Here is a 13,439-nt window from a genome sequence, read left to right as displayed (position 1 = left end):
ATGGTAGTGTCCGCTATCATTATGATTGTTGAAGAAAACAAAAAACGGGAAGCTCCGTTAAGAACCTCCCGCTTTGGTGTTTATCACATACGCGATAACTAGGTTGTCGCGTATTATTCTTCGTTGGCACCCTGATCTGATGTCGGTGTAACCACTTCTTCTCCGACCGTCCCCTCGTCCTCAATGTCTTCGGACTCGGTTTCAGAAATACGCTCCACTGAAACGACCTTTTCACCATCGGCAGTATTGAAAATAGTGACGCCCTTTGTGGACCGCCCGGCAATTCGAATGCCGTTTACGGGGACCCGAATGAGCTGACCGCGATCGGAAACCAGCAAGATTTGATCCGCTGCTGCGATCGGGAACAAAGCTACCAGCTTACCAATTTCATCCGTCTTTGACGTATCGGTGGCGCGAATCCCCTTGCCTCCGCGGCCCGAAACGCGGAACTCATAAGATGATGAGCGCTTGCCATATCCAAACTCACTGACCGTCAACACTGTCTGTTCACGATCGCGAAGTTCTGCATAGCGTTCAGCCGAAAGGCTGGTCAGTTCAGTTGCCTCTTCGCCGACCAGTGCGATTTCCTCAACATCATCAGCACCTTGCGCCCGGCGCTCCGCTGCCGCCTGCTTCAGGTAAGTCGAACGCTCTGCCGGACTTGCATCCACATGGCCAAGAATTGCCATGGAAATGATCTTGTCTCCCGGTGCGAGGGTAATACCGCGCACACCAATGGAGTTGCGACCGACAAACACACGAACATCGGTTACCGGGAAGCGTATGCACTGACCGCCAGCGGCTGTCAGCAGCACGTCGTCAAACTCGTTGCATGTATCGACGCTGAGAATTTCATCGCCTTCTTCTTCCAGCTTCATCGCAATTTTACCGTTGCGATTGACCTGAACAAAGTCTGACAACTTGTTGCGACGAACCGTGCCACGTGTCGTCGCGAACATGACATCGAGATTTGCCCAGCTGGCTTCATCCTCGGGCAGAGGCATGATCGTTGTAATGCGTTCGCCCTGTTCGAGCGGCAGCATGTTGATCAAAGCCTTGCCGCGTGACTGCGGCGTGCCAATTGGCAAGCGCCAGACCTTTTCCTTATAGACAATGCCGCGTGACGAGAAGAACAGCATAGGCGTGTGCGTATTGGCAACGAAAAGCCGTGTTACAAAATCTTCGTCCTTCATCGACACACCGGAGCGGCCTTTGCCACCACGACGCTGGGCGCGATAGGTGGCGAGTGGCACGCGCTTGATATATCCGGCGTGACTTACCGTAACCACCATATCTTCGCGGGCGATAAGGTCTTCATCATCCATATCTGCGCCGCCCTCCGTCAGCACAGAGCGACGGGGCGTTCCAAACTCATCACGAATGGCGATAAGTTCGTCCTTGACGATGCCCATGATGCGGGTACGTGAGGCGAGAATTTCAAGATAATCGGCGATTTCAACACCGATCTTATTCAATTCATCAGCGATTTCATCGCGTCCGAGAGCTGTCAGCCTCTGCAAGCGCAGATCAAGAATGGCTCGGGCCTGCTCTTCTGACAGATTATATGTGCTGTCATCATTCAACTTGTGACGAGGATCGGCGATCAATGTGATCAAAGGCGCAACATCATTGGCTGGCCAACGACGCTCCATCAACTGATCGCGTGCAGTCGCTGGATCTGGAGCTTTTCGGATGAGCGCGATGATTTCGTCAATATTCGCCACAGCAATGGCAAGACCAACCAATACGTGTGCACGGTCGCGAGCCTTGCGCAGCAGGAATTTAGTACGGCGGCTGACCACTTCCTCGCGGAAGCTGACAAAAGCGCGCAATATATCGAGCAGGTTCAAAAGCCCGGGCTTGCCGCCATTCAATGCCACCATATTGGCACCAAACGAGGATTGCAGTGGGGTAAAGCGGTAAAGCTGGTTCACGATGACATCGGCAACCGCGTCACGCTTCAACTCAACCACAACGCGATAGCCGTCACGGTCCGACTCATCCCGGATGTCCGAGATGCCTTCAATCCGCTTTTCACGGACAAGATCGGCCATCTTCTCGATCATCGTCGCCTTGTTCACCTGAAAAGGCACTTCGGTAATGATGATCGCTTCGCGATCGCCGCGCATGCTCTCGATGGCAACCTTGCCGCGCATCAAGATAGAACCACGCCCGGTGCTATAGGCCGATATGATACCGGAGCGGCCGAGGATCAAACCGCCAGTCGGGAAATCTGGACCGGGGATATATTCCATCATTTCCGGCAGGTCGATTGCCGGATTGTCGATCAAGGCAACGCAACCATTGATGACTTCAGTCAGATTGTGCGGGGGTATGTTTGTCGCCATGCCAACGGCAATACCGCCGGAGCCATTGACGAGCAGATTGGGGAAGCGCGCCGGCAGAACCGTTGGCTCCTGTTCGCGGCCATCATAATTGTCCTGGAAGTCGACAGTTTCCTTGTCGATATCGGAGAGCAAAGACTCCGTAACTTTTTCAAGACGGCATTCGGTATACCGCATCGCAGCCGGGCTATCGCCATCGATGGAACCGAAGTTTCCTTGCCCATCCACGAGCGGGTCGCGCAGCGACCAATCCTGCGCCATGCGCACAAGCGCATCATAAATCGAAGCATCGCCATGAGGATGGTATTTACCCATCACTTCACCGACAACACCGGCGGACTTACGATAAGACCTGTTCCAGGAGAGGCCCATTTCATTCATCGCATGAAGAATACGGCGATGAACAGGCTTCAAGCCGTCGCGCACATCAGGTAGCGCACGGCTGACGATCACGCTCATTGCATAATCGAGATAGGAACGCTGCATCTCCTCGATGATGGAAATGGCTTCAATACCGGAGCCAGGTCCGGTCTTGTCGTCTTCTGGGCCAGGAGGTGGAGTTAAATCAGACACGAGGCACTCATCTTTCGAATAGAATCAATCTTTGATCTTATAGCGGCTTTCCAAACCAAATGCCAATTAACACGTCGGTAATGCACAGATGAAAACCCTTTAAAATCAAGAACATAAAATGGAGTTTCTCATGCAGTGAAAAAGTTGCATAAGGATTTTCATCTTTATCGACGCTGAACAGCAAATCCGGTAAGTTAAGGCGGGGACAGCCATGGGCTTGCATGGCATTAATCAGAAAAGAAAAGCAAAATCGTGGCATTATATGACACAATTCTAAATGCGCTCGTTACCCTCATGGTAACGATTGATCCGCCGGGGCTTGCTCCGCTTTTCCTCGCCCTTACTCAGGGCATGAACAGGAAGGAACGCGGCCAGGTTGCGTTGCGCGCCAGCCTTACAGCGTTCATTGTACTCACGGTTTTTGCAATTGCAGGCGCGCAAATATTGGCGCTTTTCGGCATAACGCTCGGAGCTTTCCGCATTGCCGGTGGCCTGCTCTTGTTCTGGATTGCCTTTGAAATGATTTTCGAAAAACGTCAGGACCGCAAGGAAAAGAGCGCCGCCGTCGCAATCACCAAGGATCACATTCGAAATATTGCAGCCTTTCCTTTGGCAATACCACTTATTGCAGGCCCCGGAGCCATATCGGCAACGATCCTGTTGGCCGGAACGATGGCCACTCCAGCTTCGCGTATCGCCCTTATTGGCGTTATTCTCGTATGTATTGCCTCGGCTTATCTCGTCTTTTTCGTTGCGGAACGTGTTGATCGTTTTTTGGGAGAAACAGGACGCTCGATCCTGACACGCTTGCTGGGCGTGATCCTTGCCGCGCTGGCAGTGCAGTTCGTTGCGGATGGCATCAAGACGTTCATTACGACCTGATCAAATAGCCCGAGCCAACCACTATAGCGGCTTGTCTTCTTCCGCAGCTTCCCGCTGAGTGATCAGGCGGGCACTGCGTGCGCCGGTGAACGATATCCATAGCCAGCTTAACGCAACGGCGAGCCGGTTGCGCACACCTATCAAAAAATAGATGTGCGCCAGTCCCCACAACCACCATGCGGGGTAGCCCTTCAACTTTATGAATCCGAAATCTGTCACCGCAGCCCGCTTGCCTATCGTTGCCAGATCGCCTGAATGTCGATACCGGAAAGGCTTCGTCGCAGTATCGCCAGCAAGGCGCGCCTTGATGATTTTCGCAACATGCGCACCTTGTTGCTTGGCCGCAGGTGCTATTCCCGGAACAGTGCCCTTATCGCCATTTGCCACCGTTGCGGTGTCGCCAATGACAAAGATTTCGGGGTGACCTGGTGCGGTCAGGTCAGGATTAACGGCAAGGCGCCCTGCCCGGTCTGCCTGCGCATTCAACCATTTGGCGGCTGGCGACGCCTGAACGCCTGCTGCCCAGATGATTGTTTTTGCGCGCAGGGAATGTCCTGCAAATTCGACGCCGTCTGCATGACATTCGGTTACCGGATTGCCGACATGCACGATAACGCCGAGCTTCTCGAGCGCCCGTTGCGCATAGGCAGAAAGATCCTCGTTAAATGCGCCGAGAACACGCGGACCGCCTTCGATTAGCACCACGCGGGCTGTGGCTGGATCAATCACGCGAAAATCACCCTTCAATGTATCACGTGACAAGTCAGCCAAAGTTCCGGCAATTTCCACGCCGGTTGGTCCGCCGCCTATGATCACGAATGTGAGAAGTTCCTGGCGCTTTGCCGGGTCAGGTTCGCGTTCAGCTTTTTCAAATGCCGTGAGAATACGCCGGCGGATCATCGTGGCATCTTCGAGCGTCTTCAATCCGGGAGCATAGGGTTCCCAGTCATCGTGACCAAAATATGCGTGCCGCGCACCAGTAGCCAAGACGAGCGTGTCATAGGCAATCACCTCGCCGTCGAGCGTCGAAACAGTTTTTGAGGCGGTATCAACCCCATCGACTGTTCCCAGCAGTGTCTTCACATTCTTGAATTTGCGCAAAAGATGCCGGATCGGCCAGGCAATTTCGGAGGTCGCCAGCGTTGAGGTTGCGACTTGATAAAGCAGCGGCTGGAACAGGTGGTGATTGCGCTGATCGATCAGCGTCACATCGATATCGACATTGCGAAGGTTTTGAACTGTGACCAGACCACCAAAACCTGCGCCGACGATCACGAGGCGATGACGAGATGCAACTGGTGTTTCGACTTGTGTCATAACCGGGCTCCGATGCACTATCGCGACTGGTCTAACAGACCAGCCTTTCCGCGACAATTGCGTCAAACGCCGGACAGCAATGCGTTATGTATTGGTCCCAGTGAGCAGCTTCAGGCTGCCACTGTTGGCTTGACCTGCATGTGCTTATCGAAAATTGACGCACCAATATTGCGAGCAGTATTGAAATGTTGAAGCGGGTCTCGCGAATCTGCCTCCAGCAGCCGTGTAGATGATATGACACGAGCCCCGCAATAATCGAAAATACCGTGATCGATCTGTCTTTCCATAGCGATATCATAGCCATGCTTCTCATAAGTCCTCGCATCTGCACCACCAATGCCGACGAGATGGATTTGAAGATGGCCAAGCTTTTTCAATAACTTCCCTTCGAAATTGTCGTCATATGCCCAACCATTCGAGAAAACACGATCGATCCAGCCCTTGAGCAAGCCCGGCATTGACCACCAATAGACCGGAAATACGAGTACCAAACTGTCTGCCCGGTCTATCCGCGCTTGCTCGGCCGCTACATCCGGCGGCGTCTTGGCACGTCGTTTGTGGGAAGCAATATCTGCCTGGCTAAATCGCGGATCAAAACCCTCTGCGGCAAGGTCTGCGATCTCAAATGTATGGGAGCCGCTCTGCGACAGGCCTTCGCCAATCTTTAACGCGATGCTGTTGGTCAGTGATTTGGATTCTGGATGCGATGTAACAATAAGCGCATGCATGTCGATTACTCCATGATTAGAGATTGTGGAACCGGCCGAAATCTTATATACTTTTAGTAAGTTACTTTTGGTATATAGTGATGTCAAGCTCGATTTCAAAAAACTCCTCATCTCAAACATCTCCCCGCCAGCGTCTTTCCCGCGAGGCGCGCCAGCGGCAATTACTGGATGTTTCATGGAAATTAATTCGTGACGAAGGTACGGAAGCTTTGACGCTTGGTCGCCTGGCTGAGTTGTCAGGTGTTACAAAGCCCGTTGTCTATGACCATTTCGGCACAAGGCCAGGACTTCTCGCGGCCCTTTTCAAAGAGTTCGATGCGCGTCAGACCGTTATAATGGATGCGGCGCTTGAGCGTGCCGCACCCAATCTCACCGACGTCGCCAAAGTGATCGCCTCGTCTTATGTTGATTGCGTTCTTACACAGGGACGCGAAATTCCCGGTATCACTGCCGCATTAAAAGGCTCGCCGGAACTTGATAAGATAAAGCACGACTTCGAGGCCGTGTTCATAGAAAAGTGCAGGCATCTGTTAAATGCGTTTACCGGCGCAGAAGGTGTTTCATCGGCTGGGCTGTGGGGAATGCTCGGAGCTGCAGAAGGCTTGTCAAATGCTGCAGTAAACGAGGATATCGCTCCTGCTCAGGCAAAAGATGAGCTCTATGAAATCATTATTTCAATGGTGAAGCGCTCCGGAAACTAGGAGAAGTTGTTTTCTCATCTAAAAACAAACATCGGGCAGTCTTGGACTACCCGATGCCTGCATAATAATGAGAATACGATCAAGTCCGGTCTTTTGAACTCAACTCAGAACGGGATTTCATCATCGAGATCGCGTGAGAAATTACCGCCGCTCGAGCTCGAGGACCCGCCTGCATTGGACCGGCCAAAGTCGGAACCGCCACGATCGTCGCTCATCTGTCCGCGCCCGGAATTGCTCTCGAAGGACCGACCGCCGCCAGCTCCCGCACCTTCTCCGCGTGAATCCAGCATCTGTAGTTCACCCCGGAATTTTTGCAGTACGACTTCGGTGGAATAACGATCATTGCCCGTCTGGTCCTGCCATTTACGGGTCTGAAGCGCGCCTTCCAGATAAACCTTCATACCCTTCTTAAGGTACTGCTCGGCAACTTTTGCGAGATTGTCATTGAAAATGACGACGCTGTGCCACTCGGTTTTTTCCTTACGTTCGCCGCTATTCTTGTCGCGCCAGCTTTCCGAGGTCGCAATGCGTAGATTCACGACGGGATCGCCTGAACCGAGCCGCCGGACTTCTGGATCAGCGCCAAGATTTCCTACCAAAATGACCTTGTTGACACTGCCTGCCATGTTCAAAACTCCACAAATTCCAATTTTAAATTTTGCCTATCATACAGAAGCCATGGGTGTGGCGGGCAATTGATTGCCACTATCCACAATATACACCTCGTATCGGCATCGTCTGCTGCGATCACTCTCCTGCCAGATTTGTCAGGAGACATTTTTCGATCATGCAGCCGACTATCTCAGCTCAAAGCGTCCTTTTACAATCAATTCGCAGCCGTATACATCCGGATATGGCGAAGGCCGTTGTCAATATTATTTGTTCTTTCTTTGTTCTAACACTTGCTCTAATAATGTCAACATGGCTATGGTGATTCAGGATGGCTGATAAAGTCCGGCCTCGTAAATTATCCATGAAGCACTAGATAATGGGAACTGTTCTCTTAAAGAACAATTTCCCATAACAGCATGCCCTCTTAAAGGCGAACCGACATGAGCGATCAGAAGTACATTTCCATTCGCGGCGCGCGCGAACATAATTTGAAAAATATCGATCTTGATCTGCCGCGCGACAAGCTGATTGTCATGACCGGCCTTTCCGGTTCGGGCAAGTCTTCGCTCGCCTTCGATACGATCTATGCAGAAGGCCAAAGACGCTATGTCGAAAGCCTGTCGGCCTATGCCCGGCAGTTTCTGGAGATGATGCAGAAGCCAGACGTGGATCAAATTGACGGTCTTTCTCCAGCAATTTCGATTGAGCAAAAGACAACCAGCCGCAACCCCCGCTCAACTGTGGGTACAGTCACCGAGATTTACGACTATTTGCGCCTGCTTTATGCGCGTGTCGGTGTCCCTTATTCACCGGCAACAGGCTTGCCTATCGAAAGCCAGACCGTCAGCCAAATGGTGGATCGTGTCATGGCGCTCGAGGAAGGCGCCCGTCTATTCATCCTTGCGCCCATAGTACGCGGGCGTAAGGGGGAGTATCGCAAGGAGCTTGCGGATCTGCAGAAACGCGGTTTTCAGCGCGTGAAGGTCGATGGTATTTTTTATGAAATTGCCGATGTTCCGGCACTCGATAAGAAGTACAAGCATGATATCGACGTTGTGGTTGACCGCATCGTCGTCCGACCTGATATTTCCGCACGTCTTGCCGATAGCCTCGAGACCTGCCTGAAGCTTGCAGATGGTATCGCTGTCGCAGAATTTGCGGATAAGCCGCTGCCTGCTGATGAAACCTCGAGTGAATCAGCCAATAAATCCAAGAACGAAACACATGAACGCATCATGTTTTCGGAGAAATTCGCTTGTCCTGTTTCAGGCTTCACCATTTCGGAAATTGAACCACGCCTTTTCTCGTTCAATAATCCCTTCGGTGCTTGCCCGACCTGCGATGGCCTGGGTACTCAAAAAGCGATTGATCCGACGATGATTATTCCTGATGAGGCTCTGACGCTCAAGAATGGTGCAATTGCGCCTTGGGCAAAATCGAGTTCTCCTTATTACAGCCAAACATTGCAGGCGCTGGGCGAAGCCTATGGTTTCAAGCTCGCAGATCGCTGGCGTGATTTGAATGAAGAGGCGCGCGAAGCCATACTTTACGGCACTGGCAGCCGTGAAATTGCATTCTCCTATGATGATGGTTTGCGATCATATCGCACAACAAAATCTTTCGAGGGTGTCATTCCCAATTTGGAACGCCGCTGGAAAGAGACGGATTCAGCATGGTCGCGCGAAGAGATCGAACGTTTCATGTCTGGCACGCCCTGCCCCGCTTGCAAGGGTTACCGCCTGAAACCCGAGGCTCTCGCGGTAAAAATTGGCGGTCTGCATATCGGCCAGATTACTGAAAAATCCATTCGTCATGCGGATGCCTGGTTCAGCGATATTGATAAAAGCTTCAATGAGAAACAGACAGAAATCGCTGCGCGCATTCTTAAGGAAATTCGCGAGCGTCTGCGCTTCCTGAATGATGTCGGCCTGGACTACCTGGCGCTTTCACGCAATTCGGGCACTCTTTCCGGTGGTGAAAGCCAGCGTATCCGCCTTGCATCGCAGATCGGTTCCGGTCTGACGGGTGTTCTCTATGTTCTGGACGAGCCATCCATTGGCCTGCATCAACGCGACAATGAGCAGTTGCTGAAGACTTTGCGTCATCTGCGGGATCTCGGAAATACGGTTATCGTTGTGGAGCACGACGAGGATGCGATTTTGACCGCAGATTATGTCGTCGATATCGGTCCGGCCGCCGGTATTCACGGTGGTCAGATAATCGCCGAAGGCAGTCCAGCGGACATTATGGCCAGCCCGAAATCCTTGACCGGCAAATATTTGTCAGGCGAAATCGAGGTGGCCGTGCCGGCAGAACGCCGCAAGGTCAATAAGAAACGGATTAAAGTTGTCGGCGCGCGTGGCAATAATCTGAAAAATGTCTCGGCAGAAATTCCGCTTGGCACTTTCACCGCTGTAACCGGCGTGTCGGGTGGCGGAAAATCCACCTTCCTTATCGAGACATTATTCAAGGCCGCCTCACGCCGGATCATGGGCTCCCGCGAGCATCCTGCGGAGCACGACCATATTGATGGTCTGGAATTCCTCGACAAAGTCATCGATATCGATCAATCGCCAATCGGACGTACACCCCGGTCCAATCCGGCAACTTATACGGGTGCGTTTACTCCAATCCGTGACTGGTTTGCGGGTTTGCCTGAAGCCAAGGCGCGTGGCTATCAGCCGGGTCGTTTTTCGTTCAACGTCAAAGGCGGGCGCTGTGAAGCCTGTCAGGGCGATGGCGTCATCAAGATTGAGATGCACTTCCTGCCGGATGTCTATGTCACGTGCGACGTATGCCATGGCAAGCGCTATAATCGCGAAACGCTGGAAGTTCTGTTCAAGGGCAAATCAATCGCTGATGTGCTCGATATGACTGTTGAAGAGGGCGCGGAGTTTTTCGCCGCCGTTCCTGCCGTTCGCGATAAGTTGCAAACATTGGCGAAGGTCGGCCTCGGTTATATTCATGTCGGGCAACAGGCAAACACGCTTTCCGGCGGTGAGGCGCAACGAATCAAACTCGCCAAGGAACTGTCCCGCAAGGCAACTGGCAGAACGCTTTATATTCTTGATGAGCCGACAACAGGCTTGCATTTCCATGATGTAGCCAAGCTTCTTGAAGTTTTGCATGAGCTTGTAGATCAAGGCAACACGGTGGTCGTGATCGAGCATAATCTCGAAGTCATCAAGACCGCTGATTGGGTGATTGATCTTGGTCCGGAAGGCGGCGACGGCGGCGGTGAAATCGTGGCGGTTGGTCGTCCTGAGGATATTGTCGATGTTGAGCGTTCTTATACGGGTCAATTCCTGAAGGAGCTTTTGCGGCGCCGTCCGGGACATAGGGTGCAAGCAGCGGCGGAATAGCTGCTTGCAGAGATGTCGTGGCGTTGGTCTGGATACGGTCAGGGAGGAAACTATGACTGCAGGAACTATTCGGGCGGGCATCGGCGGCTGGATATTTGAACCTTGGCGCGGGACCTTCTACCCGGAAGGTCTTTCAAAGGCCAAGGAGCTTAATTATGCAGGACAGCATCTCCAGACGATAGAAATCAACAGCACCTATTACGGCACGCAAAAACCGGAGACCTTCGCCAAATGGGCTGGCCAGGTGCCGGATGGTTTCATTTTCTCCGTTAAAGGAAATCGTTTTGTCACCAATCGAAAGGTGCTGGCGGAGGCTGGAGAGTCCATGGAGCGATTTATCAAATCGGGACTTGCAGAACTTGGTGACCGTTTAGGACCGCTTATCTGGCAGTTCGCGCCGACAAAAAAGTTTGATATTGAGGATTTCGGCGCTTTTCTCGACCTTCTTCCCCGAAAGGAAGCGGGCTTGCCGTTGCGGCACGCGGTTGAAGTGCGCAATCCATCTTTTATCGATCCTGATTTCATTGCCTTGGCACGCAAGAAGAACGTGGCCGTCGTTTATGCCGAGCATTTTGAATATCCGGAGATCGCTGATGTGACGTCCGATTTTGTCTATGCACGACTTCAAAAAGGCGATGATAATATCGAAACAGCTTATTCAACTGACGCATTGGACAAGTGGGCTGAGCGAGCGCAATTATGGGCCAAAGGCGGGGTGCCGGATGATCTTCCCTTGGCTGCTCCCAATGAGAAGACGCAGAAGCATCCTCGTGATGTGTTCGTTTACTTCATCCACGAAGGCAAAGTGCGCGCTCCGCAGGCAGCGCAAGCGCTCACAGGGCGAATCCAGTAAGTCGCCGTCCCTGCCCAGCCTAATAATGTTGCAATTCGCCTAATTTTTAGGCTGCGCAACGGTCTGATTTGTGCATTCATGGTTCAATTCATCGACGGGAAATAAAATTCCCTCTGCCAAAGCGGCATTAAAATTGCCATTTCAAGAATATTCTTCAAAAGCGATGGAATTGGCACGCTTCATGCTTTTATGATGGGCAAGCGGGCATAGGCCCGCCGGTTATATAGGGAGATCGATCTCTGATGAAGAAAATCGAAGCCATCATCAAGCCGTTCAAGCTGGACGAGGTGAAAGAAGCACTGCAGGAAGTGGGGCTTCAAGGCATCACGGTCACCGAAGCCAAGGGCTTTGGCCGTCAAAAGGGTCACACGGAATTGTATCGTGGCGCGGAATATGTCGTCGACTTTTTGCCCAAGGTTAAAGTGGAAATCGTTCTCGGCGATGAATCTGTCGAAGCCGCAATAGAGGCAATTCGCAAGGCTGCGCAGACCGGGCGCATCGGCGACGGAAAAATCTTCGTCTCGAATATCGAGGAAGTCGTTCGCATTCGTACTGGTGAATCCGGTATCGACGCCATCTGATCCAACTGTTGCCGGCGATGAATCCGGTACCCAATCATCGTGCTTAATAAGGAAAATTGGTATGACGACTGCAAATGATATTCTCAAGCAGATCAAAGACAACGACGTAAAGTTCCTTGATCTTCGCTTCACAGATCCCAAGGGCAAGCTGCAGCATGTGACAATGGACGTTGCTGAAGTTGATGAGGATATGTTCGCCGATGGCGTTATGTTCGACGGCTCGTCCATCGCCGGTTGGAAAGCCATCAATGAATCGGACATGGTGCTGATGCCAGATACCGAAACGGTTCACATGGATCCGTTCTTTGCTCAGTCAACCATGGTTATTCTTTGTGATATCCTTGATCCGGTTTCTGGCGAATCCTACAATCGTGATCCGCGCGGCACTGCCAAGAAGGCTGAAGCCTATATGAAGGCCGAAGGCGTTGGCGATACAATTTTTGTTGGCCCAGAAGCGGAATTCTTCGTCTTTGACGATGTGAAGTACAAGGCTGACCCGTATAATACAGGTTTCAAGCTGGATTCAACGGAACTGCCGTCAAACGATGACACAGACTATGAGACCGGCAACCTCGGTCACCGTCCACGCGTCAAGGGCGGCTACTTCCCGGTTCCTCCGATTGACAGCGCACAGGACATGCGCTCGGAAATGCTTACGGTTTTGACGGAAATGGGCGTGCGCGTCGAAAAGCACCACCACGAAGTGGCAGCTGCTCAACACGAACTCGGCATCAAGTTCGATCACCTGACACGCAATGCCGACAAGATGCTTATTTACAAGTATGTCGTTCATCAGGTTGCCAATGCCTATGGCAAGACGGCTACCTTCATGCCAAAGCCGATCTTCGGCGATAATGGCTCGGGCATGCACGTGCACATGTCGATCTGGAAAGATGGCAAGCCGACATTCGCTGGCAATGAATATGCGGGCCTGTCAGAAAACTGCCTGTTCTTCATTGGCGGCATTATCAAACACGCCAAGGCAATCAATGCCTTCACCAACCCGTCGACCAACTCCTACAAGCGTCTGGTACCGGGTTATGAAGCTCCGGTCCTGCTGGCATATTCTGCGCGCAACCGCTCGGCTTCATGCCGTATTCCATTCGGCTCTTCGCCAAAGTCGAAGCGCGTTGAGATCCGCTTCCCTGATCCAACAGCAAATCCATATCTCGGGTTTGCTGCCATGTTGATGGCCGGTCTGGATGGCATCAAGAACAAGATTCATCCTGGTCAGCCAATGGACAAGGATCTTTATGATCTTCCAGCAAAGGAACTCAAAAAGATCCCGACTGTCTGCGGTTCGCTGCGTGAAGCGCTCCAGAGCCTCGACAAGGATCGCTCCTTCCTCAAGGCAGGCGGCGTATTTGACGACGATCAGATCGACTCCTTCATCGAGCTGAAAATGGCTGAAGTGATGCGTTACGAAATGACCCCGCATCCGGTCGAATATGACATGTACTATTCGGTCTGATAGCGACCTCTGCC

10 protein-coding genes are annotated in these 13,439 nt (G+C 52.2%); 6 read left to right on the top strand and 4 right to left on the bottom strand.

The features are described from left to right. Positions 1-113: 113 nt before the first annotated feature. Positions 114-2,831, bottom strand: a complete 2,718-nt coding sequence (gene gyrA, locus ACTJI9_RS14980; protein WP_370878866.1) for a DNA gyrase subunit A — start codon at positions 2,829-2,831, stop codon at positions 114-116. Between the two features lie 339 nt (positions 2,832-3,170). On the opposite strand from gyrA, the gene ACTJI9_RS14975 reads away from it, so the two are divergent. Then, positions 3,171-3,800, top strand: a complete 630-nt coding sequence (locus ACTJI9_RS14975; protein ID WP_115053147.1) for a MarC family protein — start codon at positions 3,171-3,173, stop codon at positions 3,798-3,800. Between the two features lie 21 nt (positions 3,801-3,821). Here ACTJI9_RS14975 and ACTJI9_RS14970 read toward each other — a convergent pair whose 3' ends face one another. Continuing rightward, positions 3,822-5,117, bottom strand: coding sequence for an NAD(P)/FAD-dependent oxidoreductase (locus ACTJI9_RS14970; protein WP_354343622.1), 1,296 nt, complete (start codon positions 5,115-5,117; stop codon positions 3,822-3,824). Positions 5,118-5,227: 110 nt separating this feature from the next. Next, the gene (locus ACTJI9_RS14965) at positions 5,228-5,845 is read right to left on the bottom strand and encodes an NAD(P)H-dependent oxidoreductase (protein WP_440808991.1); all 618 of its coding nucleotides are present in this window, start codon (positions 5,843-5,845) and stop codon (positions 5,228-5,230) included. Positions 5,846-5,925: 80 nt separating this feature from the next. On the opposite strand from ACTJI9_RS14965, the gene ACTJI9_RS14960 reads away from it, so the two are divergent. Beyond that, positions 5,926-6,546 carry a TetR/AcrR family transcriptional regulator gene (locus ACTJI9_RS14960; RefSeq protein WP_440809350.1) on the top strand — a complete coding sequence of 207 codons (621 nt, stop codon included), beginning with the start codon at positions 5,926-5,928 and terminating at the stop codon, positions 6,544-6,546. A 104-nt stretch (positions 6,547-6,650) separates the two neighbouring features. On the opposite strand, the gene ACTJI9_RS14955 is transcribed toward ACTJI9_RS14960, so the two are convergent. Further along, complete coding sequence (locus ACTJI9_RS14955; RefSeq protein ID WP_115053151.1) at positions 6,651-7,172, bottom strand: single-stranded DNA-binding protein; 522 nt, start codon at positions 7,170-7,172, stop codon at positions 6,651-6,653. A 426-nt stretch (positions 7,173-7,598) separates the two neighbouring features. Between ACTJI9_RS14955 and uvrA the strand changes: the two genes are divergently transcribed. From uvrA to glnA, 4 genes are all read left to right on the top strand, one after another. Further along, positions 7,599-10,520: an excinuclease ABC subunit UvrA gene (gene uvrA, locus ACTJI9_RS14950; RefSeq protein WP_115053152.1), complete on the top strand. Its 2,922-nt coding sequence runs from the start codon at positions 7,599-7,601 to the stop codon at positions 10,518-10,520. 52 nt (positions 10,521-10,572) lie between these two features. Then, entirely contained in the window at positions 10,573-11,373 is an 801-nt protein-coding gene (locus ACTJI9_RS14945) for a DUF72 domain-containing protein (RefSeq protein WP_440808989.1), read from the top strand. Positions 11,374-11,615: 242 nt separating this feature from the next. Further along, positions 11,616-11,954: a P-II family nitrogen regulator gene (locus tag ACTJI9_RS14940; protein ID WP_008123000.1), complete on the top strand. Its 339-nt coding sequence runs from the start codon at positions 11,616-11,618 to the stop codon at positions 11,952-11,954. Positions 11,955-12,015: 61 nt separating this feature from the next. Then, a complete protein-coding gene (gene glnA, locus ACTJI9_RS14935) occupies positions 12,016-13,425 on the top strand; it encodes a type I glutamate--ammonia ligase (RefSeq protein WP_115053154.1) in 1,410 nt (469 codons plus the stop codon). Positions 13,426-13,439: the final 14 nt, after the last annotated feature.

This window comes from Phyllobacterium sp. 22552, from assembly GCF_052044585.1.
Taxonomy (GTDB): Bacteria; Pseudomonadota; Alphaproteobacteria; order Rhizobiales; family Rhizobiaceae; genus Phyllobacterium; species Phyllobacterium ifriqiyense.
The sequence above is the reverse complement of the archived record's forward strand: the minus strand, read 5'-3'. Positions and strand labels throughout refer to the sequence as shown.

Excerpts from the sequence above, each read along its gene's own strand:
- ACTJI9_RS14945 (WP_440808989.1), top strand. The coding sequence starts at position 10,573 with ATGACTGCAGGAACTATTCGGGCGGGCATCGGCGGCTGGATATTTGAA.
- ACTJI9_RS14960 (WP_440809350.1), top strand. The coding sequence starts at position 5,926 with ATGTCAAGCTCGATTTCAAAAAACTCCTCATCTCAAACATCTCCCCGC.
- glnA (WP_115053154.1), top strand. The coding sequence starts at position 12,016 with ATGACGACTGCAAATGATATTCTCAAGCAGATCAAAGACAACGACGTA.
- ACTJI9_RS14940 (WP_008123000.1), top strand. The coding sequence starts at position 11,616 with ATGAAGAAAATCGAAGCCATCATCAAGCCGTTCAAGCTGGACGAGGTG.
- gyrA (WP_370878866.1), bottom strand. The coding sequence starts at position 2,831 with ATGCAGCGTTCCTATCTCGATTATGCAATGAGCGTGATCGTCAGCCGT.
- ACTJI9_RS14955 (WP_115053151.1), bottom strand. The coding sequence starts at position 7,172 with ATGGCAGGCAGTGTCAACAAGGTCATTTTGGTAGGAAATCTTGGCGCT.
- ACTJI9_RS14970 (WP_354343622.1), bottom strand. The coding sequence starts at position 5,117 with ATGACACAAGTCGAAACACCAGTTGCATCTCGTCATCGCCTCGTGATC.
- uvrA (WP_115053152.1), top strand. The coding sequence starts at position 7,599 with ATGAGCGATCAGAAGTACATTTCCATTCGCGGCGCGCGCGAACATAAT.
- ACTJI9_RS14965 (WP_440808991.1), bottom strand. The coding sequence starts at position 5,845 with ATGCATGCGCTTATTGTTACATCGCATCCAGAATCCAAATCACTGACC.